Here is a 16,310-nt window from a genome sequence, read left to right on the forward strand (position 1 = left end):
GTGACCCGCAATGACGAGACAACAGGACTCGCAGTAAAAGGACAAGCCACAAAAGGTCAAGTCATGAGCCAGCAATGTCAGTGTCACAATAATCAGACCCCGCAGGGGCAAGGGGCTTGCAGCAGCAAACGGGACGACTTTGTCCTGAGTCAGGCTGAACGCGACGCCATCGAGCATGAGAAACACCATTACGAAGATCCCCGTGCTGCCAGCATCGAAGCGCTCAAGATAGTGCAGCAGGCCCGTGGCTGGGTGCCTGACGGCGCCATTTCAGCGATTGCCACCGAGCTTGGTATTCCCGCCAGCGACGTGGAGGGGGTTGCCACCTTCTATAGCCAGATCTTCCGTCAGCCAGTTGGTCGCCATGTCATCCGCGTTTGCGACAGCATGGTCTGCTACATCAACGGTCACGAAGAGCTGCTGGCTGGCCTCAAGGAGGTGATGAACCTCGCTCCCGGCCAGACCACAGCCGATGGCCGCTTCACCCTGTTGCCGGTCTGCTGCCTTGGCAACTGCGACAAGGGGCCGGCCATCATGATCGATGACGACACCTATGGCGGGCTCGACCCCGTCACCTTGCTGAAAACCCTGGAGGCTTACCCATGAGCCTGCAGCAGAGCAAAATCCTCACCTCCTTTGGCACCGCCAACCGCACCCCGCGTGCGGCCGAGACCCATCCGCTCACCTGGCGGTTGCGTGACGACGGCCAGCCGGTATGGCTGGAGGAGTATCAGGCAAAACAGGGTTATGAAGCGGTGCGCAAAGCACTCGGCCAGATGAGTCCGGACGAGATCGTCAGCACCGTCAAGGATGCCGGTCTCAAGGGGCGTGGTGGCGCGGGCTTCCCCACTGGCGTGAAGTGGGGGCTGATGCCCAAAGACGAGAGCATGAACATCCGCTATCTGCTCTGTAACGCCGACGAGATGGAGCCCAACACTTGGAAAGACCGGCTGCTGATGGAGCAACTGCCCCACCTGCTGATCGAAGGGATGATCATCTCGGCCCGGGCGCTGAAAGCCTATCGCGGTTATATCTTCCTGCGCGGCGAGTATGTCGATGCCGCCATCAACCTGCGTCGTGCGGTAGAAGAGGCAAAAGCCGCCGGTTTGCTTGGCAAGAACATTCTGGGCTCGGGTTTTGACTTCGAGCTGTTTGTTCACACTGGCGCCGGTCGCTACATCTGTGGCGAAGAGACAGCACTGATCAACTCGCTGGAAGGGCGCCGCGCCAACCCGCGCGCCAAACCGCCCTTCCCCGCCGTTTCCGGTGTCTGGGGCAAACCCACCTGCGTCAACAACGTCGAGACCCTCTGCAACGTGCCCGCCATTATCGGCAACGGGGTGGCCTGGTATCACGGGCTGGCGCTGCCGGGCTCTGAAGACCACGGTACCAAGCTGATGGGCTTCTCCGGCAAGGTAAACAACCCTGGGGTGTGGGAGCTGCCGTTTGGCATTACCGCCCGCGAGCTGTTTGAAAACTATGCCGGCGGCATGAAGAGCGGCTATAGCCTGAAAGCCTGGCAACCGGGCGGCGCGGGAACCGGTTTCTTGCTGCCTGAGCACCTCGATGCCCAGATGTACACCGCTGGTATCGGCAAGGTAGGCACCCGGATGGGGACCGGCCTCGCCATGGCGGTGGATGACTCCATCAGCATGGTCTCCCTGCTGCGCAACATGGAGGAGTTCTTCGCCCGCGAGTCATGTGGCTGGTGTACTCCCTGTCGCGATGGCCTGCCCTGGAGCGTCAAGCTGCTGCGCGCGCTTGAACGTGGCGAGGGGCAATCAGGCGATCTGGCTACGCTGGAGCAGCTCTGCAATTTCCTGGGCCCGGGTAAAACCTTCTGCGCCCATGCTCCGGGCGCCGTCGAACCGCTTGCCAGCGCGATCAAGTATTTCCGCTCCGAATTCGAAGCGGGGATCAAGGGCAGCGGCGATAACCGCAAGCCGGTCAAAGGGATCCAGCCCAATCTCTTGGGTGAACGCTGGTAAACGCCAAGCGCATCAGACAATAGCCGAATTCACAAAACAGGTTTCAGGGAAGTTGTATGGCGACCATTCATGTAGACGGTAAAGAGTACGAGGTAGACGGGGCAGATAACCTGCTGCAAGCCTGTCTGTCCCTCGGTCTGGACGTCCCCTATTTTTGCTGGCACCCGGCGCTTGGTAGCGTGGGAGCCTGCCGCCAGTGCGCGGTCAAACAGTATCAAAATGCCGATGACAAGCGTGGCCGTCTGGTGATGTCCTGCATGACACCGGCCACCGATGGCACCTATATCGCCATCGAAGATGAAGAGGCCAAGGAGTTTCGCAAGAGCGTGGTGGAGTGGCTGATGACCAACCACCCCCACGACTGTCCGGTGTGTGAAGAGGGTGGCGCCTGTCACCTGCAGGATATGACGGTGATGACCGGCCACAACAGCCGTCGCTACCGCTTCACCAAACGCACCCACCAGAATCAGGATCTCGGCCCCTTCATCAGCCACGAGATGAACCGCTGCATCGCCTGCTACCGCTGCGTCCGTTATTACAAGGATTATGCCGGTGGCGAGGATCTTGGCGTCTACGGTGCCCACGACAACGTCTATTTCGGTCGGGTCGAGGATGGCACGCTGGAGAGCGAATTCTCCGGCAATCTGGTGGAAGTCTGCCCTACCGGGGTTTTCACCGACAAGACTCACTCCGAGCGTTACAACCGCAAATGGGACATGCAGTTTGCCCCGAGCGTCTGCCAGCAGTGCTCCGTGGGCTGCAACATTAGCCCGGGCGAACGTTATGGCGAACTGCGCCGTATCGAAAACCGCTTCCACGGCAGCCTCAACCACTATTTCCTCTGCGATCGCGGCCGCTTTGGCTATGGCTATGTCAACCTGACCGACCGCCCGCGCCAACCGCTGCTGCGTGAAGGTAACGACAAGCTGGCCATCACGGTCGATGGTGCTCTCAACCGCGCCGCCGATGCCTTGCGCACCGCCAGTGGAGTGATCGGTATCGGTTCGCCCCGCGCGTCGCTGGAGAGCAACTTTGCTCTGCGCGAACTGGTGGGTGAAAAGAACTTCTATTGCGGCATGGAGCAGACCGAGTGGGAATGCCAGCAGAAGATCCTGCAGATTTTGCAGCATGGCGGCGTATCAACACCAAGCCTGCGCGACATGGAAGAGGCCGACGCCATTCTGGTACTCGGCGAAGATGTCACCATGAGTGCGGCTCGAATTGCGCTGGCCCTGCGTCAAGCCGTCAAGGGCAAGGCCCGCGAACTGGCCCGCAAAATGAAGGTCGACCTGTGGCAGGTTGCCGCGGTGCAGACTCTGGGCCAGAACGAGCGCTATCCGCTGCTCATCACCAGTCTCGACAACACACGTCTCGATGACGTAGCGGCCGACAAACTGCACGCTCCCTACGTCGATCAGGCACGCCTTGGCTTTGCCATCGCCAACCTGCTCGACAATACGGCACCAGCTATCGCCGACCTCTCTGCCGAGCAGCAGGCTCAGGCTGCACGCTGGGCCGAGCTGCTGGGCAACGCCAAAAAGCCGCTCATCATCGCCGGCTCCAGCGCACGCAGCGTGGCGCTGGTTGAAGCAGCCAGCAATATTGCTCGTGCCCTGAAAGGGCGTGGTCTGGAAGCCAGCATCGCGCTGGTTGCCCAGGAGGCCAACTCGCTCGGTCTGGCCATGCTGGGTGGCAAGCCGCTTGAGGCAGCTTTCGAGCGCATCGAAGCGCAAGAGAAGCTGGCGCTGGTGACGCTGGAGAACGACCTTTATCGCCGTGCTCCGCGTAACCGTGTGGATGCTGCATTGGCGAGACTGCAGCACCTGCTGGTCATCGATCATCAGGATACCCGGACTGCACAAAAGGCAGATCTGATCCTGCCGGCCGCCAGCTTTGCCGAAGCCGATGGCACCCTGGTGAACATGGAAGGTCGCGCCCAACGCTTCTTCCAGGTTTATGCTCCGGCCTTCTACAACACCGACATTCAGGTGCGTGAAGGGTGGCGCTGGCTGGCGGCGCTGCAAGGCGCTCTTGAGCACACATCTCTGCGCTGGCAAAACTTCGACCAGATCAACCATGACTGCGCCACCAGCAATCCGCTGCTGGCCACCATGCTGGAAGCTGCCCCCAACGCAGGCTTGCGCATCCGCGGCATGCGTCTGGCTCGTGAACCGCACCGCTACAGTGGCCGCACCTCCATGCTGGCCAACCAGAACGTCAGCGAGCCGCGGGTGGCTCAGGATCCGGACTCCCCCTTCAACTTCTCCATGGAAGGGTATGCCGGGGCCCGTCAACCGCTGCCGCAAGTACCGTTCGCCTGGGCACCGGGCTGGAACTCTCCTTCCGCCTGGAACAAGTTCCAGGATGAGGTGGGTGGCAAACTGCGCGCCGGTGATCCGGGTCGCCGTCTGCTGGAAGCAAGCGAAGATACCCTTGGCTGGTTTACTACCATCCCCTCCCCCTTCAAGGCAGAGGATGCGCTGCAAGTGGTCAACTATGTCCAGTTGTTTGGTGGCGAGGAGCTCTCCGCCCGCAGCCCGGTCATCCAGACCCGGATGAACGAGCCCGAGCTGGTGCTGAACCCGGTCGATGCGCAGCGTCTGGCCCTGCATGCCGGCAATCAGGTCTCATTCTCCTGGGGTGGCAGCCACTGGCAACTGCGTCTGCGTCTGAGCGAGCAGCTGGCGGCCGGTCTGGTGGGTCTGCCCCTTGGCGTCAACGGCCTGCCAACTGCGCTGCAGCAGGCATATATCAATAACCTGCAGGAGGTCATCGCATGAGCGACTCGCTGATTGATCTGTTGCTGGAGGTCGGCAAGGCACTGCTCGTGCTGGTGGGGATCGTGGGGGCTGGCGCCTTCATGAGCTTCATCGAACGCCGCCTGCTGGCGCTGTGGCAGGATCGTTACGGCCCCAACCGGGTTGGCCCGTTCGGCCTGCTGCAGCTGGCGGCCGACATGGTCAAGATGTTCTTCAAGGAGGACTGGATCCCGCCGTTCGCCGATCGGCGGATCTTCATCCTGGCTCCCATCATCGCCTTCACCGCCTTTATTCTGGCGTTTGCGGTGGTGCCGATCAGCCCCACCTGGGGCGTGGCGGATCTCAACGTGGGTCTGCTTTACATCCTGGCCATCGCGGGGCTGGCGGTCTATGCGGTGCTGTTCGCCGGCTGGTCGAGCAACAACAAATACTCCCTGCTGGGTAGTCTGCGCGCCTCGGCCCAGACCCTCTCCTACGAGGTGTTCCTCGGCCTCTCCCTGATGGGGGTGGTGATCCAGACCGGAAGCTTCAACCTGCGCGACATCGTCGAGGCTCAGGCTGGTCTGTGGAACGTGGTCCCGCAGATCCTTGGCTTTGTCACCTTCCTGTTTGCCGGCGTTGCCGTCACCCACCGCCACCCGTTTGACCAGCCGGAAGCCGAGCAGGAGCTCGCTGATGGCTATCACATCGAGTATGCGGGGATGAAATGGGGTCTCTTCTTCGTGGGCGAATATATCGGCATCGTGCTGATCTCCTCGCTCATCGTGACCCTCTTCTTTGGTGGCTGGCATGGTCCCTGGTTGCCCCCCTTCATCTGGTTTGCTCTGAAGACCGCCTGCTTCATGGTGTTCTTCATTCTGCTGCGGGCCTCCCTGCCTCGCCCGCGCTTTGACCAGGTGATGGCGTTTGGCTGGAAAGTCTGCTTGCCGCTGACCCTGCTTAATATGCTGGTCACCGCGGCAGTAGTGCTGATGAATGTGCAGTGAGGCACGAGATGAAAATTTTTAGCATTATCCAGGGTGTTGGCACCCAGTTACGCAGTCTGGCCATGGTCTTCTCCCATGCCTGGCGGCCTCGTGAAACCCTGAACTACCCGGAAGAGGCGGTCTATGTGCCGCCCCGCTACCGCGGCCGTATCGTGCTGACTCGCGACCCGGACGGTGACGAGCGCTGCGTGGCTTGCAACCTCTGCGCGGTTGCCTGCCCGGTCGGCTGCATCTCGCTGCAAAAATCCGAGCGGGAAGATGGTCGCTGGTACCCGGAATTCTTTCGCATCAACTTCTCCCGCTGCATCTTCTGCGGCTTGTGCGAAGAGGCTTGCCCCACCACCGCTATCCAGCTGACGCCGGATTTCGAAATGGGCGAGTATCGCCGCCAGGATCTGGTGTACGAGAAGGAAGACCTGCTGATCAGCGGGCCAGGCAAATACCCGGACTACAACTTCTATCGCATGAGCGGGATGGCCATCGACGGCAAGCCGAAAGGGGAAGCCGAAAACGAAGCCAAACCCATCGATGTCAAGAGCCTGCTGCCCTGAGGAGTCAATCATGGAACTGGCATTTTATGCCTCGGCCCTGGTGGCCATTTACAGCACGCTGCGGGTGATCAGCACCAGCAATCCCATGCATGCGCTGCTCAATCTCATCATCTCCCTCATCGCCGTGGCCATGATCTTCTTCTGCCTGGGGGCCGCCTTTGCCGGCGCCCTGCAGGTGATCGTCTACGCGGGTGCCATCATGGTGCTGTTCGTGTTTGTGGTGATGATGCTGAACCTGGGTGCAGCACAGGCGCAGGAGAAAAACTGGCTTACTCCCATGACATGGGTGGGGCCAGCCCTGCTCTCGCTGATCCTGCTGGGCTTCCTGGCCCACGGCATCCTCGGGGTGACCGGCGGCCTGCTCGGGGTGACCGATGTTACCGCCAAACAGGTGGGTGTCGAACTCTTTGGCCCCTATGTGCTGGCGGTGGAGCTTGCCTCCATCCTGCTGCTGGCGGGTCTGGTGACCGCCTACCATCTGGGCCGGGAAGACAAGAGCGGCGAAGTGCTCTCCGTCCCCCGCAATCAATCACGTCCGTCACATGAAGGAGGTCAGCAATGAATGGAATCCCCATGGAGCACGGCCTCCTGCTGGCCGCGGTGCTCTTCTGCATCGGGTTATGCGGCCTGCTGATCCGCCGCAACCTGCTCTACATCCTGATGAGCATCGAAATCATGATGAATGCGTCGGCACTGGCATTTGTGGTGGCGGGTAGCCGCTGGGCTCAGGCCGATGGCCAGATCATGTACATACTGGTGATTTCTCTGGCAGCAGCGGAGGCCAGTATCGGCCTTGCCCTGTTACTGCTGCTCTATCGTCGTTACCACACCCTTAACGTGGATACTGTGAGCGAGATGCACGGATGAGCCTCTTATATCTGACTTTTCTATTTCCGCTGCTGGGGTGGCTGGTATTGGCCTTCTCCCTCGGCCGTCTGGGGGAGCGCACCTCGGCGCTGATCGGGGTAGGTTCCATTGGTCTCTCGGCGCTTACCACACTCTGGGTCGGCATGGACTTTCTGGCCAACCCGCCCGAGGGTGGCGTCTATATCCAGCACCTGTGGCAGTGGATGGCGGTAGGCCACTTCACCCCCACCTTCAGCCTGGCGCTGGATGGCTTGTCGCTGACCATGCTGGGCGTAGTGACCGGGGTGGGCTTCTTCATCCACCTGTTCGCATCCTGGTACATGCGCGGTGAAGAGGGCTACTCCCGCTTCTTCACCTACACCAACCTCTTTATCGCCAGCATGCTGTTTCTGGTACTGGCCGATGACCTGCTGTTTGTCTACCTCGGCTGGGAAGGGGTGGGGCTGTGCAGCTACCTGCTGATCGGCTTCTACTACAAGGATCGCAACAATGGCGCGGCGGCCCTCAAGGCCTTCATTGTGACCCGTGTGGGTGACGTGTTCCTCGCCATCGGCCTGTTTATCCTTTATCGCGAACTGGGCACTCTCAATATTCACGAGCTGCTGGTTCGTGCCCCGACCATGTTTGCCGAAGGCTCCCCTGCCCTGTCGCTCGCCTGCCTGATGCTGCTGGGTGGTGCGGTCGGTAAATCGGCCCAGCTGCCGCTGCAAACCTGGCTGGCAGATGCGATGGCAGGCCCAACGCCGGTCTCCGCGTTGATCCACGCGGCCACCATGGTGACCGCCGGTGTCTACCTGATTGCCCGCACCCATGGCCTGTTCCTGCTCGCCCCGGAGATCCTCCATCTGGTCGGGCTGGTTGGCGCCATCACCCTAGTGCTGGCCGGTTTTGCGGCGCTGGTACAGACCGACATCAAGCGGATCCTTGCCTACTCCACCATGAGCCAGATTGGCTACATGTTCCTGGCGCTCGGTGTCGGTGCATGGGAAGGGGCCATCTTCCACCTGATGACCCACGCCTTCTTCAAGGCGCTGCTGTTCCTCTCCGCCGGTGCCGTTATCGTCGCGACCCACCACGAGCAGAACATCTTCAAGATGGGTGGCCTGCGCAAAAGTCTGCCGCTGGTCTATGCCTGCTTCCTGGTGGGTGGTTCGGCGCTGGCCGCGCTGCCGCTGGTCACCTCCGGTTTCTACAGTAAGGACGCCATCCTGTGGCAAGTAGAAGCCTCTGGCCAAAGCGCTCTGCTGTGGGCCGGTCTGGTGGGGGCATTCCTCACCTCCCTCTACACCTTCCGGCTGATCTTTATCGCCTTCCATGGCAAAGAGCAGACTAAAGCCCACGCCGGTCACGGTCTGGCTCACCATCTGCCGCTGCTGGTGCTGCTGGTGCTCTCCACCGGCATCGGGGCACTGATCACCCCACCGCTGGCAGGCGTGCTGCCGGCAGGCCCGGGTGATCATATCGAAGAGGGTCGTCATGCACTGGAGATAACCTCCGGCATCATCGCCATTGCAGGGATCGCGCTGGCCGCGTTTCTGTTCCTTGGTGAGCGCCGTCTGGCCACATCCATTGCCAACAGCGCCCCGGGCCGTCTGCTCAGCACCCTCTGGTTCAACGCCTGGGGCTTTGACTGGCTCTACGACCAGCTGTGGGTCAAGCCCTATCTGCTGGCTACCCGTCTGGTCGGACAGGATCCGCTGGACTGGATGATGGGCCTGCCCGCCTGGTTGGCCCTGCGTGGCAACCAGCTGCTGGCCTGGACAGTCACCGGCAAGTTGCGCTGGTATGCCGCTTCCATGGGGATCGGTGCCGCACTGGTGCTGGCACTGCTGCTACTGGGGTAAACGCGATGAACAACACGAAAATCGTACAGCCGGGCTGTTTGCCGACCTTGATGGAACAGGGCGTGCAATCTCATATGAACTTGAACGAGAGCTGATACCGTGACCTTACTCTGGATCTTGTTAATTCCTTTCATCGGCGGCTTGCTCTGCTGGCAGATGGAGCGTCTCGGCGGGCAGTTTGTCCGCTGGGTTGCCCTCCTCTCCATGAGCGCCAGCCTGCTGCTCTCCTGTGCCATCTGGCTAAGTGGTGATTTCTCTCTTGCCACCACCGGCCTCGATAGCGCAGGCGTCACTGGTGCCGCTTCCCCATGGGCTGCCGAATGGCGTCTGCCCTGGATCCCCCGCTTCGGCATCTCCCTGCATCTGGCAGTGGATGGTTTGTCACTGCTGATGGTCATCCTCACCTGCTTTATCGGGGTACTGGCCATCCTCTGTTCGTGGAAAGAGATCGTGCAACGCATCGGCTTCTTCCATCTGAACCTGCTCTGGATCCTGGGTGGCGTGCTGGGCGTCTTTATGGCGCTGGATCTGTTCCTCTTCTTCTTCTTCTGGGAGATGATGCTGGTTCCCATGTACTTCCTGATTGCGCTCTGGGGCCATTCGGTCACTGACGGCAAATCACGGATCAACGCGGCGACCAAGTTCTTCATCTACACCCAGGTGAGCGGCCTGATCATGCTGGTGGCCATCATCGGGCTGGTGCTGACCCACCAGCATGCTACCGGTGTCTTCACCTTCAACTATCTGGATCTGCTCAATACCCCGATGAGCAAGGGTGTACAGTGGCTGCTGATGCTGGGCTTCTTCATCGCCTTCGCGGTCAAGATGCCGCTGGTGCCGCTGCACGGCTGGCTGCCGGATGCCCATAGTCAGGCGCCGACCGCAGGCTCGGTGGACCTGGCCGGTATTTTGCTGAAAACCGCGGCCTATGGTCTGCTGCGCTTTGCCCTGCCCCTCTTCCCGGAGGCCTCCGCCGAATTTGCTCCCTACGCCATGGTGCTGGGTCTTGTCGGCATCGTGTATGGCGCCATCGTGGCCTTTGCCCAGACCGACATTAAACGGCTGGTGGCCTACACCAGCATCTCCCACATGGGTTTTGTGATGATCGCCATCTACTCGGGAAGCGAAGTGGCCCTGCAGGGTGCCGTTGTGCAGATGATCGCCCACGGTCTCTCCGCCGCCGGCCTCTTCATCCTCTGCGGTCAGCTCTATGAGCGGCTGCACACCCGCGACCTGCGCCAGATGGGTGGTCTGTGGGGACGCCTGCGCTATCTGCCGGGTGTGATGCTCTTCTTCTCGGTCGCCTCTCTGGGCATGCCGGGCACCGGCAACTTCGTCGGCGAGTTCCTGATCCTGATCGGCAGCTTCCAGGTCGCCCCGGTGATCACTGCGGTCGCCACCTTCGGTCTGGTGCTGGCCTCGGTCTACTCCCTCATCATGCTGCAGCGCGCCTGCTTTGGCCCGGCCAAGGACGAGAGCATCCTGAAAGGACTGGATCGCCGCGAACTGACCATGATGATGGTAATTGCGGGCCTGCTGGTTCTACTGGGCCTCTATCCCCAACCCGTGATTGATACCGCCAGCAGCAGCCTCATCAACGTGCTGCACTGGTATCTGCTGCCAACTGCTGGAGCTCTGCAATGACTTTCTCCGCTTCCCAACTGCTGGCACTGCTTCCCCTGCTGCTGACCACCGGGGCCATGGCCGCCCTGATGCTGGCCATCGCGTGGCGCCGCTGTGTCACTACCGCCTTTACCGTCACCATCATTGGTCTCAACCTGGCGCTCTTCTCCCTGCCCATCGTGATGGCGCAAGGAGATCAGGGGGTCACCCCGCTGCTGCAAGTCGATGGCTATGCCGTCTTCTACATGGGATTGGTGCTGATTGGTGCGCTGGCAACCTGTACCTTCGGCCAGTCGTGGCTGAAAGCCTACCCGGATAACCGGGAAGAGTTCTTCCTGCTGCTGCTGATCGCCACGGCCGGTGGTCTGGTGCTGGCTTGCTCCCGCCACCTCGCCTCCCTCTTTATCGGGATCGAGATGCTGACCCTGCCGATGTTCGGTCTGGTAGGTTACGCCTACCGCGAGCGCCACTCGCTGGAAGCCGCGGTGAAGTACATGGTGCTCTCTGCCGCTGCCACCGCCTTCCTGCTGTTTGGCATGGCGCTGCTCTATGCCCAGGCTGGCAGCCTGAGCTTTGATGCCCTCGGGGTGACCATGGCCCAGAGCCCGGCTCACCATCCGCTGCTGATGGGCGGTCTTGGTCTGATGCTGGTCGGTTTTGCCTTTAAACTCTCGCTGGCCCCCTTCCACCTCTGGACACCGGATGTCTACGAAGGTGCACCGGCACCGGTCGCCACCTTCCTTGCAACCGTCAGCAAGGTCGCCGTGTTTGCCGTGCTGCTGCGCTTCTATCTGGCTGTACCGGCTGCAGCCGATCCCATGATCCACTGGTTGCTGGCCGCCATGGCCTTCATCTCCATCCTCATCGGCAACCTGCTGGCACTGGTACAAAGCAACATCAAGCGGATGCTGGGCTACTCCTCCATCTCCCACTTTGGCTATCTGCTGGCGGTGATCGTGGCGAGCCGTATCGGCCAGATGCCGGTGGAAGCGGCCGGGGTCTACCTGCTGATGTATCTGTTCACCAGCCTCGGCGCCTTTGGCGTCGTCAGCATGATGTCGAGCCCCTATCGCGGCAAGGATGCGGACTCTCTGCACAGCTATCGCGGCCTGTTCTGGAAGCGTCCCTACCTGACCGCCGTACTGACCGTGATGATGCTCTCTCTGGCCGGTATCCCGATGACGCTTGGCTTCATCGGCAAGTTCTACCTCATCGGTGTGACTGTCGAGGCCCAGCTCTGGTGGCTCTCCGCCGCCATCATCCTGGGCAGTGCGCTGGGTCTCTACTACTACCTCCGAGTGATGGTGACCCTCTATCTGCGCGAGCCGGGCATGCAGCAACGCGATGCCAGCGCCAACTGGGCGCTCTCCTCCGGTGGTGTAGTCGTGCTGCTCTCGGCCGCTCTGGTGGTATTGCTCGGCCTCTACCCACAACCGGTCATCTCGCTGGTACAGGGTTTCCAGAACGTAGTTCTGCAATAATCCCCTTCTCCAAATCAAAACCGGCAGCCTTGGCTGCCGGTTTTTTTATCCTCATCCTTTCCCCCGAACCCATTTGCAGAGCATGGATCAACTCTCTCCCTCATCAACATACGCTGCGACAAAGCCATTGGCTGACTGGCCACCTCGCTTGCCTAACCCACTCAGTTGCTCCATAAAAAAACCGGCCAATTGGCCGGTTTCTGTTGTTACGCGTTAGCGCCATCTCTATTAACCCAGACGAACCCGGGCGTTGCGGAACATCCGCATCCAAGCACCGTCCTCACCCCAGTTGTCAGGGTGCCAGGAGTTGGCCACGGTGCGGAACACCCGCTCCGGGTGCGGCATCATGATGGTGGCGCGACCGTCGGTGGTAGTCACGGCGGTGATGCCGTCCGGCGAGCCATTCGGGTTGGCCGGGTACTGCTCGGTCACGCTGCCGCGGTTGTCGACAAAGCGCAGCCCCACCAGCCCGCTGGTTTGCAGTGCGTTCAGGTGAGCAGCATCGCGCACCTCGACACGCCCTTCCCCGTGGGAGACGGCAATCGGCATCACCGAGCCCGCCATGCCGGCGAAGAAGGCCGACGGTGACTCCTGTACCTGCACCAGACTGAAGCGAGCCTCGAAGCGCTCGGAGCGGTTGCGCACAAAGCGCGGCCACAGAGCGGCGCCCGGGATGAGATCCCGCAGGTTGGACATCATTTGGCAACCGTTACACACGCCCAGCGACAAGGTATCGCCACGCTCGAAGAAGCGCTGGAACTGCTCGCGAGCGTTGTCGTTGAACAGAATGGACTTGGCCCAGCCTTCGCCCGCGCCCAGCACGTCACCGTAGGAGAAACCGCCACAGGCCACCAGGCTCTGGAACTCCTCCAGCTTGATACGGCCGGAGAGGATGTCGCTCATATGGACATCCACTGCAGCAAAGCCGGCACGGTCAAACGCCGCCGCCATCTCCACGTGGGAGTTGACACCCTGCTCGCGCAGCACCGCCAGACGGGGGGAGACCCCACGGGCAATGTAAGGTGCGGCCACATCTTCGGCCGGGTTGAAGCTGAGCTTGGCCTGCAGACCCGGATCGGTGGCGTCCTGACGAGCAGCATGCTCCTGATCCGCGCACTCGGGGTTATCGCGCAGGCGCTGCATCTGCCAGCTGGTCTCGCCCCAAATGGTGCGAAGTGCAGTGCGGCTGGCGCGATAGACCTCCTGACCGCCCCGCTGCAGGGTGATGAGATCCCCCTCGCGCACGGTACCGAGCACGTGAGAACAAGCCGCCAGACCGTGGCCGGCCAGCAGGGTCATCACCGCCTCTTTATCTTCGCGGCGCACCTGAATGACGGCGCCCAGCTCCTCGTTAAAAAGCGCAGGCAGCAGCTCGCCGCCGATGCGATCGAGCTGGATGTCGAGACCGCAGTGACCGGCAAACGCCATCTCGGTCAGGGTCACGAACAGGCCGCCGTCAGAACGGTCGTGATAGGCGATCAGCTTGCGATCGGCCACCAGCGCCTGAATGGCGTTGAAGAAGCCTTTGAGCTGGACCGGATTGTCCAGATCCGGCGCCTTGTCACCCAGCTGGCGATAGACCTGAGCCAGCGCCGAGGCACCGAGGCGCTGCTTGCCGTTGCCAAGGTCGATGAGGATAAGGTCGGTCTCACCGAGATCGGTACGCAGCTGCGGCGTGACGGTGTTGCGCACGTCCTCAACCCGGGCAAACGCCGAGATGAGCAGGGAGAGCGGCGAAGTGACGCTCTGCTCCTTGCCATCCTGCTGCCATCGGGTCTTCATGGACATGGAGTCCTTACCCACCGGAATGGTGATGCCAAGGGCCGGGCAGAGCTCCTCGCCCACCGCTTTGACCGCCTCATAGAGGCCGGCATCTTCACCCGGGTGACCGGCGGCGGCCATCCAGTTGGCGGAGAGCTTGACCCGCTTGAGGGAACCGATGTGAGCCGGTGCCAGGTTGGTGAGTGCTTCCGCCACCGCCATGCGAGCGGAGGCTGCGTGGGAGAGCAGCGCCACCGGGGTGCGCTCGCCCATGGACATGGCTTCACCGTGGTAGCTGTCGTAGGTAGCAGCGGTCACGGCACAATCGGCCACCGGGATCTGCCAGGGGCCAACCATCTGGTCGCGGTTGACCAGACCGGTCACGCTGCGATCGCCGATGGTGATAAGGAAGGACTTCTCCGCCACGGTCGGTAGACGCAGCACCCGCTCGGCAGCTTCGCCCAGGGTGATGCCATCGAGTTGGAGCGCTTTGCCTTGGGCAGGCAGGCTTGCAACATCGCGATGCATCTTGGGGGTCTTGCCCAGCAGCACATCCAGCGGCAAATCGATGGGGTGGTTGTCAAAATGCTGATCGGAGAGCGTCAGGTGCTTCTCTTCGGTGGCAGTACCGATGACGGCATAGGGTGCGCGCTCGCGCTCGCACAGCGCCTTGAAAAGCGGCAGCTTCTCCTTGGCCACTGCCAGCACGTAACGCTCCTGGGATTCGTTGCACCAGATCTCGAGCGGGCTCATGCCCGGCTCGTCGTTCGGGATGGCACGCAGGTCGAAGCGACCGCCGCGATCGCCATCACTCACCAGCTCCGGCATGGCGTTGGAGAGACCGCCCGCCCCCACGTCGTGGATGAAGACGATGGGGTTGTCGTCCCCCAGTTGCCAGCAGTGGTCAATCACCTCCTGACACCGGCGCTCCATCTCGGGGTTGTCACGCTGCACCGAGGCAAAGTCGAGATCTTCGGCCGACTGGCCGGAAGCCATGGAGGAAGCCGCGCCGCCGCCCAGACCGATGTTCATCGCCGGGCCACCCAGCACGATGAGGGCCGCCCCTACCGGGATCTCCCCTTTCTGGACATGCTCGGTGCGGATATTGCCGATACCGCCCGCCAGCATGATGGGTTTGTGGTAGCCACGCACCTCGACGCCGTTGTGGCTCGGCACCTCCTCTTCGAAGGTACGGAAGTAACCGAGAATGGCCGGACGGCCGAACTCGTTGTTGAAGGCGGCACCACCGAGCGGCCCCTCCTGCATGATGTCAAACGCGCTGACGATGCGGCTCGGTTTGCCAAAATCCTGCTCCCAGGGCTGCTCAAAGCCGGGGATGCGCAGGTTGGAGACGGAGAAACCGACCAGACCCGCCTTGGGTTTGGCACCGCGACCGGTGGCACCCTCGTCGCGGATCTCGCCGCCGGAGCCGGTGGCCGCCCCCGGGAAGGGGGAGATGGCGGTCGGGTGGTTGTGGGTCTCCACCTTCATCAGGATGTCGACTTGCTCCTGATGATACTGGTACTCGCCGCTGGCCGGGCTCGGGAAGAAGCGGCCACCCTGGCTCCCTTCCATCACCGCAGCGTTGTCTTTATAGGCAGAGAGGACATGATCCGGCGTCTGCTCGAAGGTGTTCTTGATCATCTTGAACAGCGACTTGGGTTGCTGCTCACCGTCGATGGTCCAATCGGCGTTGAAGATCTTGTGGCGACAGTGCTCGGAGTTTGCCTGGGCAAACATATAGAGCTCGATGTCGTTGGGGTTGCGACCCAGCCTGGTGAAATTCTCCACCAGATAGTCAATTTCGTCGTCGGCCAGCGCCAGACCCAGCGCCACATTGGCATCTGCCAAGGCTGCCCGACCACCGCCCAGCACATCCACCTGGGTGAAGGGGCGTGGTTCGTGGTGGGCAAACAGGGCACTCGCCGCTTCCATGTCGGCAAACACCGTCTCCATCATGCGATCGTGCAGCACGGCCGCCACATCGGCACGCTGGGTGGCGCTCAGCTCACCCTTGGCCTGCACGTAATAGGCAATGCCGCGCTCCAGCCGCTTGACCTTGTTCAGGCCGCAGTTGTGGGCGATGTCGGTTGCTTTGGAAGACCAGGGGGAGATAGTGCCGGGGCGGGGGGTAACGAGAAACAGCTGACCGCTGGGGGTGTGTTCGGGGATAGTCGGGCCGTAGCGCAGAAGCTGGCCCAAGGTCGCTCGCTCCGGGGGCGACAGCGGGCTCGAAAGCTCGGCAAAGTGCACGTATTCGGCATAGACATCCTCTATCTCTACTCCTCTCTCCTGTTTCATCTGCGCAAATCGCTGCAGCAGTTTTTGGACACGAAACTCAGACAGTGCAGGGGCACCACGCAAGATATCCATATGACCTTTCTCACCAAGTTTTGAAGTGGGGGGAATTGAGACGCGCGTATTATAGGGAGCTGGCTCACAGCGGACAA

The 16,310-nt window shown here is 61.5% G+C and carries 11 protein-coding genes; 10 read left to right on the plus strand and 1 reads right to left on the minus strand.

The window, feature by feature from the left end:
• Nucleotides 1-63: 63 nt before the first annotated feature.
• The 10 genes from nuoE to nuoN all read left to right on the plus strand — a co-directional run bounded on the left by nuoE (nucleotide 64) and on the right by nuoN (nucleotide 12,099).
• The gene (gene nuoE, locus BS300_RS02775; protein WP_071910629.1) at nucleotides 64-606 is read left to right on the plus strand and encodes an NADH-quinone oxidoreductase subunit NuoE; all 543 of its coding nucleotides are present in this window, start codon (nucleotides 64-66) and stop codon (nucleotides 604-606) included.
• Complete coding sequence (gene nuoF, locus BS300_RS02780) at nucleotides 603-1,988, plus strand: NADH-quinone oxidoreductase subunit NuoF (RefSeq protein ID WP_071910631.1); 1,386 nt, start codon at nucleotides 603-605, stop codon at nucleotides 1,986-1,988. The genes nuoE and nuoF overlap by 4 nt, the downstream gene beginning before the upstream one ends.
• A 56-nt stretch (nucleotides 1,989-2,044) precedes the next feature.
• On the plus strand, nucleotides 2,045-4,768 hold the full coding sequence (gene nuoG, locus BS300_RS02785; RefSeq protein WP_071910633.1) for an NADH-quinone oxidoreductase subunit NuoG: 2,724 nt from the start codon (nucleotides 2,045-2,047) through the stop codon (nucleotides 4,766-4,768).
• Nucleotides 4,765-5,733, plus strand: coding sequence for an NADH-quinone oxidoreductase subunit NuoH (gene nuoH, locus BS300_RS02790; protein ID WP_033114522.1), 969 nt, complete (start codon nucleotides 4,765-4,767; stop codon nucleotides 5,731-5,733). The genes nuoG and nuoH overlap by 4 nt, the downstream gene beginning before the upstream one ends.
• Nucleotides 5,734-5,741: 8 nt before the next feature.
• Nucleotides 5,742-6,284 carry an NADH-quinone oxidoreductase subunit NuoI gene (gene nuoI / locus BS300_RS02795; protein ID WP_033114521.1) on the plus strand — a complete coding sequence of 181 codons (543 nt, stop codon included), beginning with the start codon at nucleotides 5,742-5,744 and terminating at the stop codon, nucleotides 6,282-6,284.
• A 10-nt stretch (nucleotides 6,285-6,294) separates the two neighbouring features.
• Nucleotides 6,295-6,846, plus strand: a complete 552-nt coding sequence (nuoJ, locus tag BS300_RS02800; RefSeq protein ID WP_071910635.1) for an NADH-quinone oxidoreductase subunit J — start codon at nucleotides 6,295-6,297, stop codon at nucleotides 6,844-6,846.
• Nucleotides 6,843-7,151, plus strand: coding sequence for an NADH-quinone oxidoreductase subunit NuoK (nuoK, locus tag BS300_RS02805; protein WP_033114519.1), 309 nt, complete (start codon nucleotides 6,843-6,845; stop codon nucleotides 7,149-7,151). Before nuoJ ends, nuoK begins: the two co-directional genes overlap by 4 nt.
• Entirely contained in the window at nucleotides 7,148-8,995 is a 1,848-nt protein-coding gene (gene nuoL / locus BS300_RS02810) for an NADH-quinone oxidoreductase subunit L (protein WP_071910637.1), read from the plus strand. The genes nuoK and nuoL overlap by 4 nt, the downstream gene beginning before the upstream one ends.
• 99 nt (nucleotides 8,996-9,094) lie before the next feature.
• Nucleotides 9,095-10,639: an NADH-quinone oxidoreductase subunit M gene (gene nuoM, locus BS300_RS02815; protein WP_041207432.1), complete on the plus strand. Its 1,545-nt coding sequence runs from the start codon at nucleotides 9,095-9,097 to the stop codon at nucleotides 10,637-10,639.
• Nucleotides 10,636-12,099, plus strand: a complete 1,464-nt coding sequence (gene nuoN, locus BS300_RS02820) for an NADH-quinone oxidoreductase subunit NuoN (RefSeq protein ID WP_041207431.1) — start codon at nucleotides 10,636-10,638, stop codon at nucleotides 12,097-12,099. Before nuoM ends, nuoN begins: the two co-directional genes overlap by 4 nt.
• A gap of 228 nt (nucleotides 12,100-12,327) precedes the next feature.
• On the opposite strand, the gene purL is transcribed toward nuoN, so the two are convergent.
• On the minus strand, nucleotides 12,328-16,233 hold the full coding sequence (purL, locus tag BS300_RS02825) for a phosphoribosylformylglycinamidine synthase (protein WP_071910638.1): 3,906 nt from the start codon (nucleotides 16,231-16,233) through the stop codon (nucleotides 12,328-12,330).
• Between the last annotated feature and the right edge of the window lie 77 nt (nucleotides 16,234-16,310).

This window comes from Aeromonas sp. SCS5, assembly GCF_001887375.1.
GTDB classification, from domain to species: domain Bacteria; phylum Pseudomonadota; class Gammaproteobacteria; order Enterobacterales; family Aeromonadaceae; genus Aeromonas; species Aeromonas jandaei.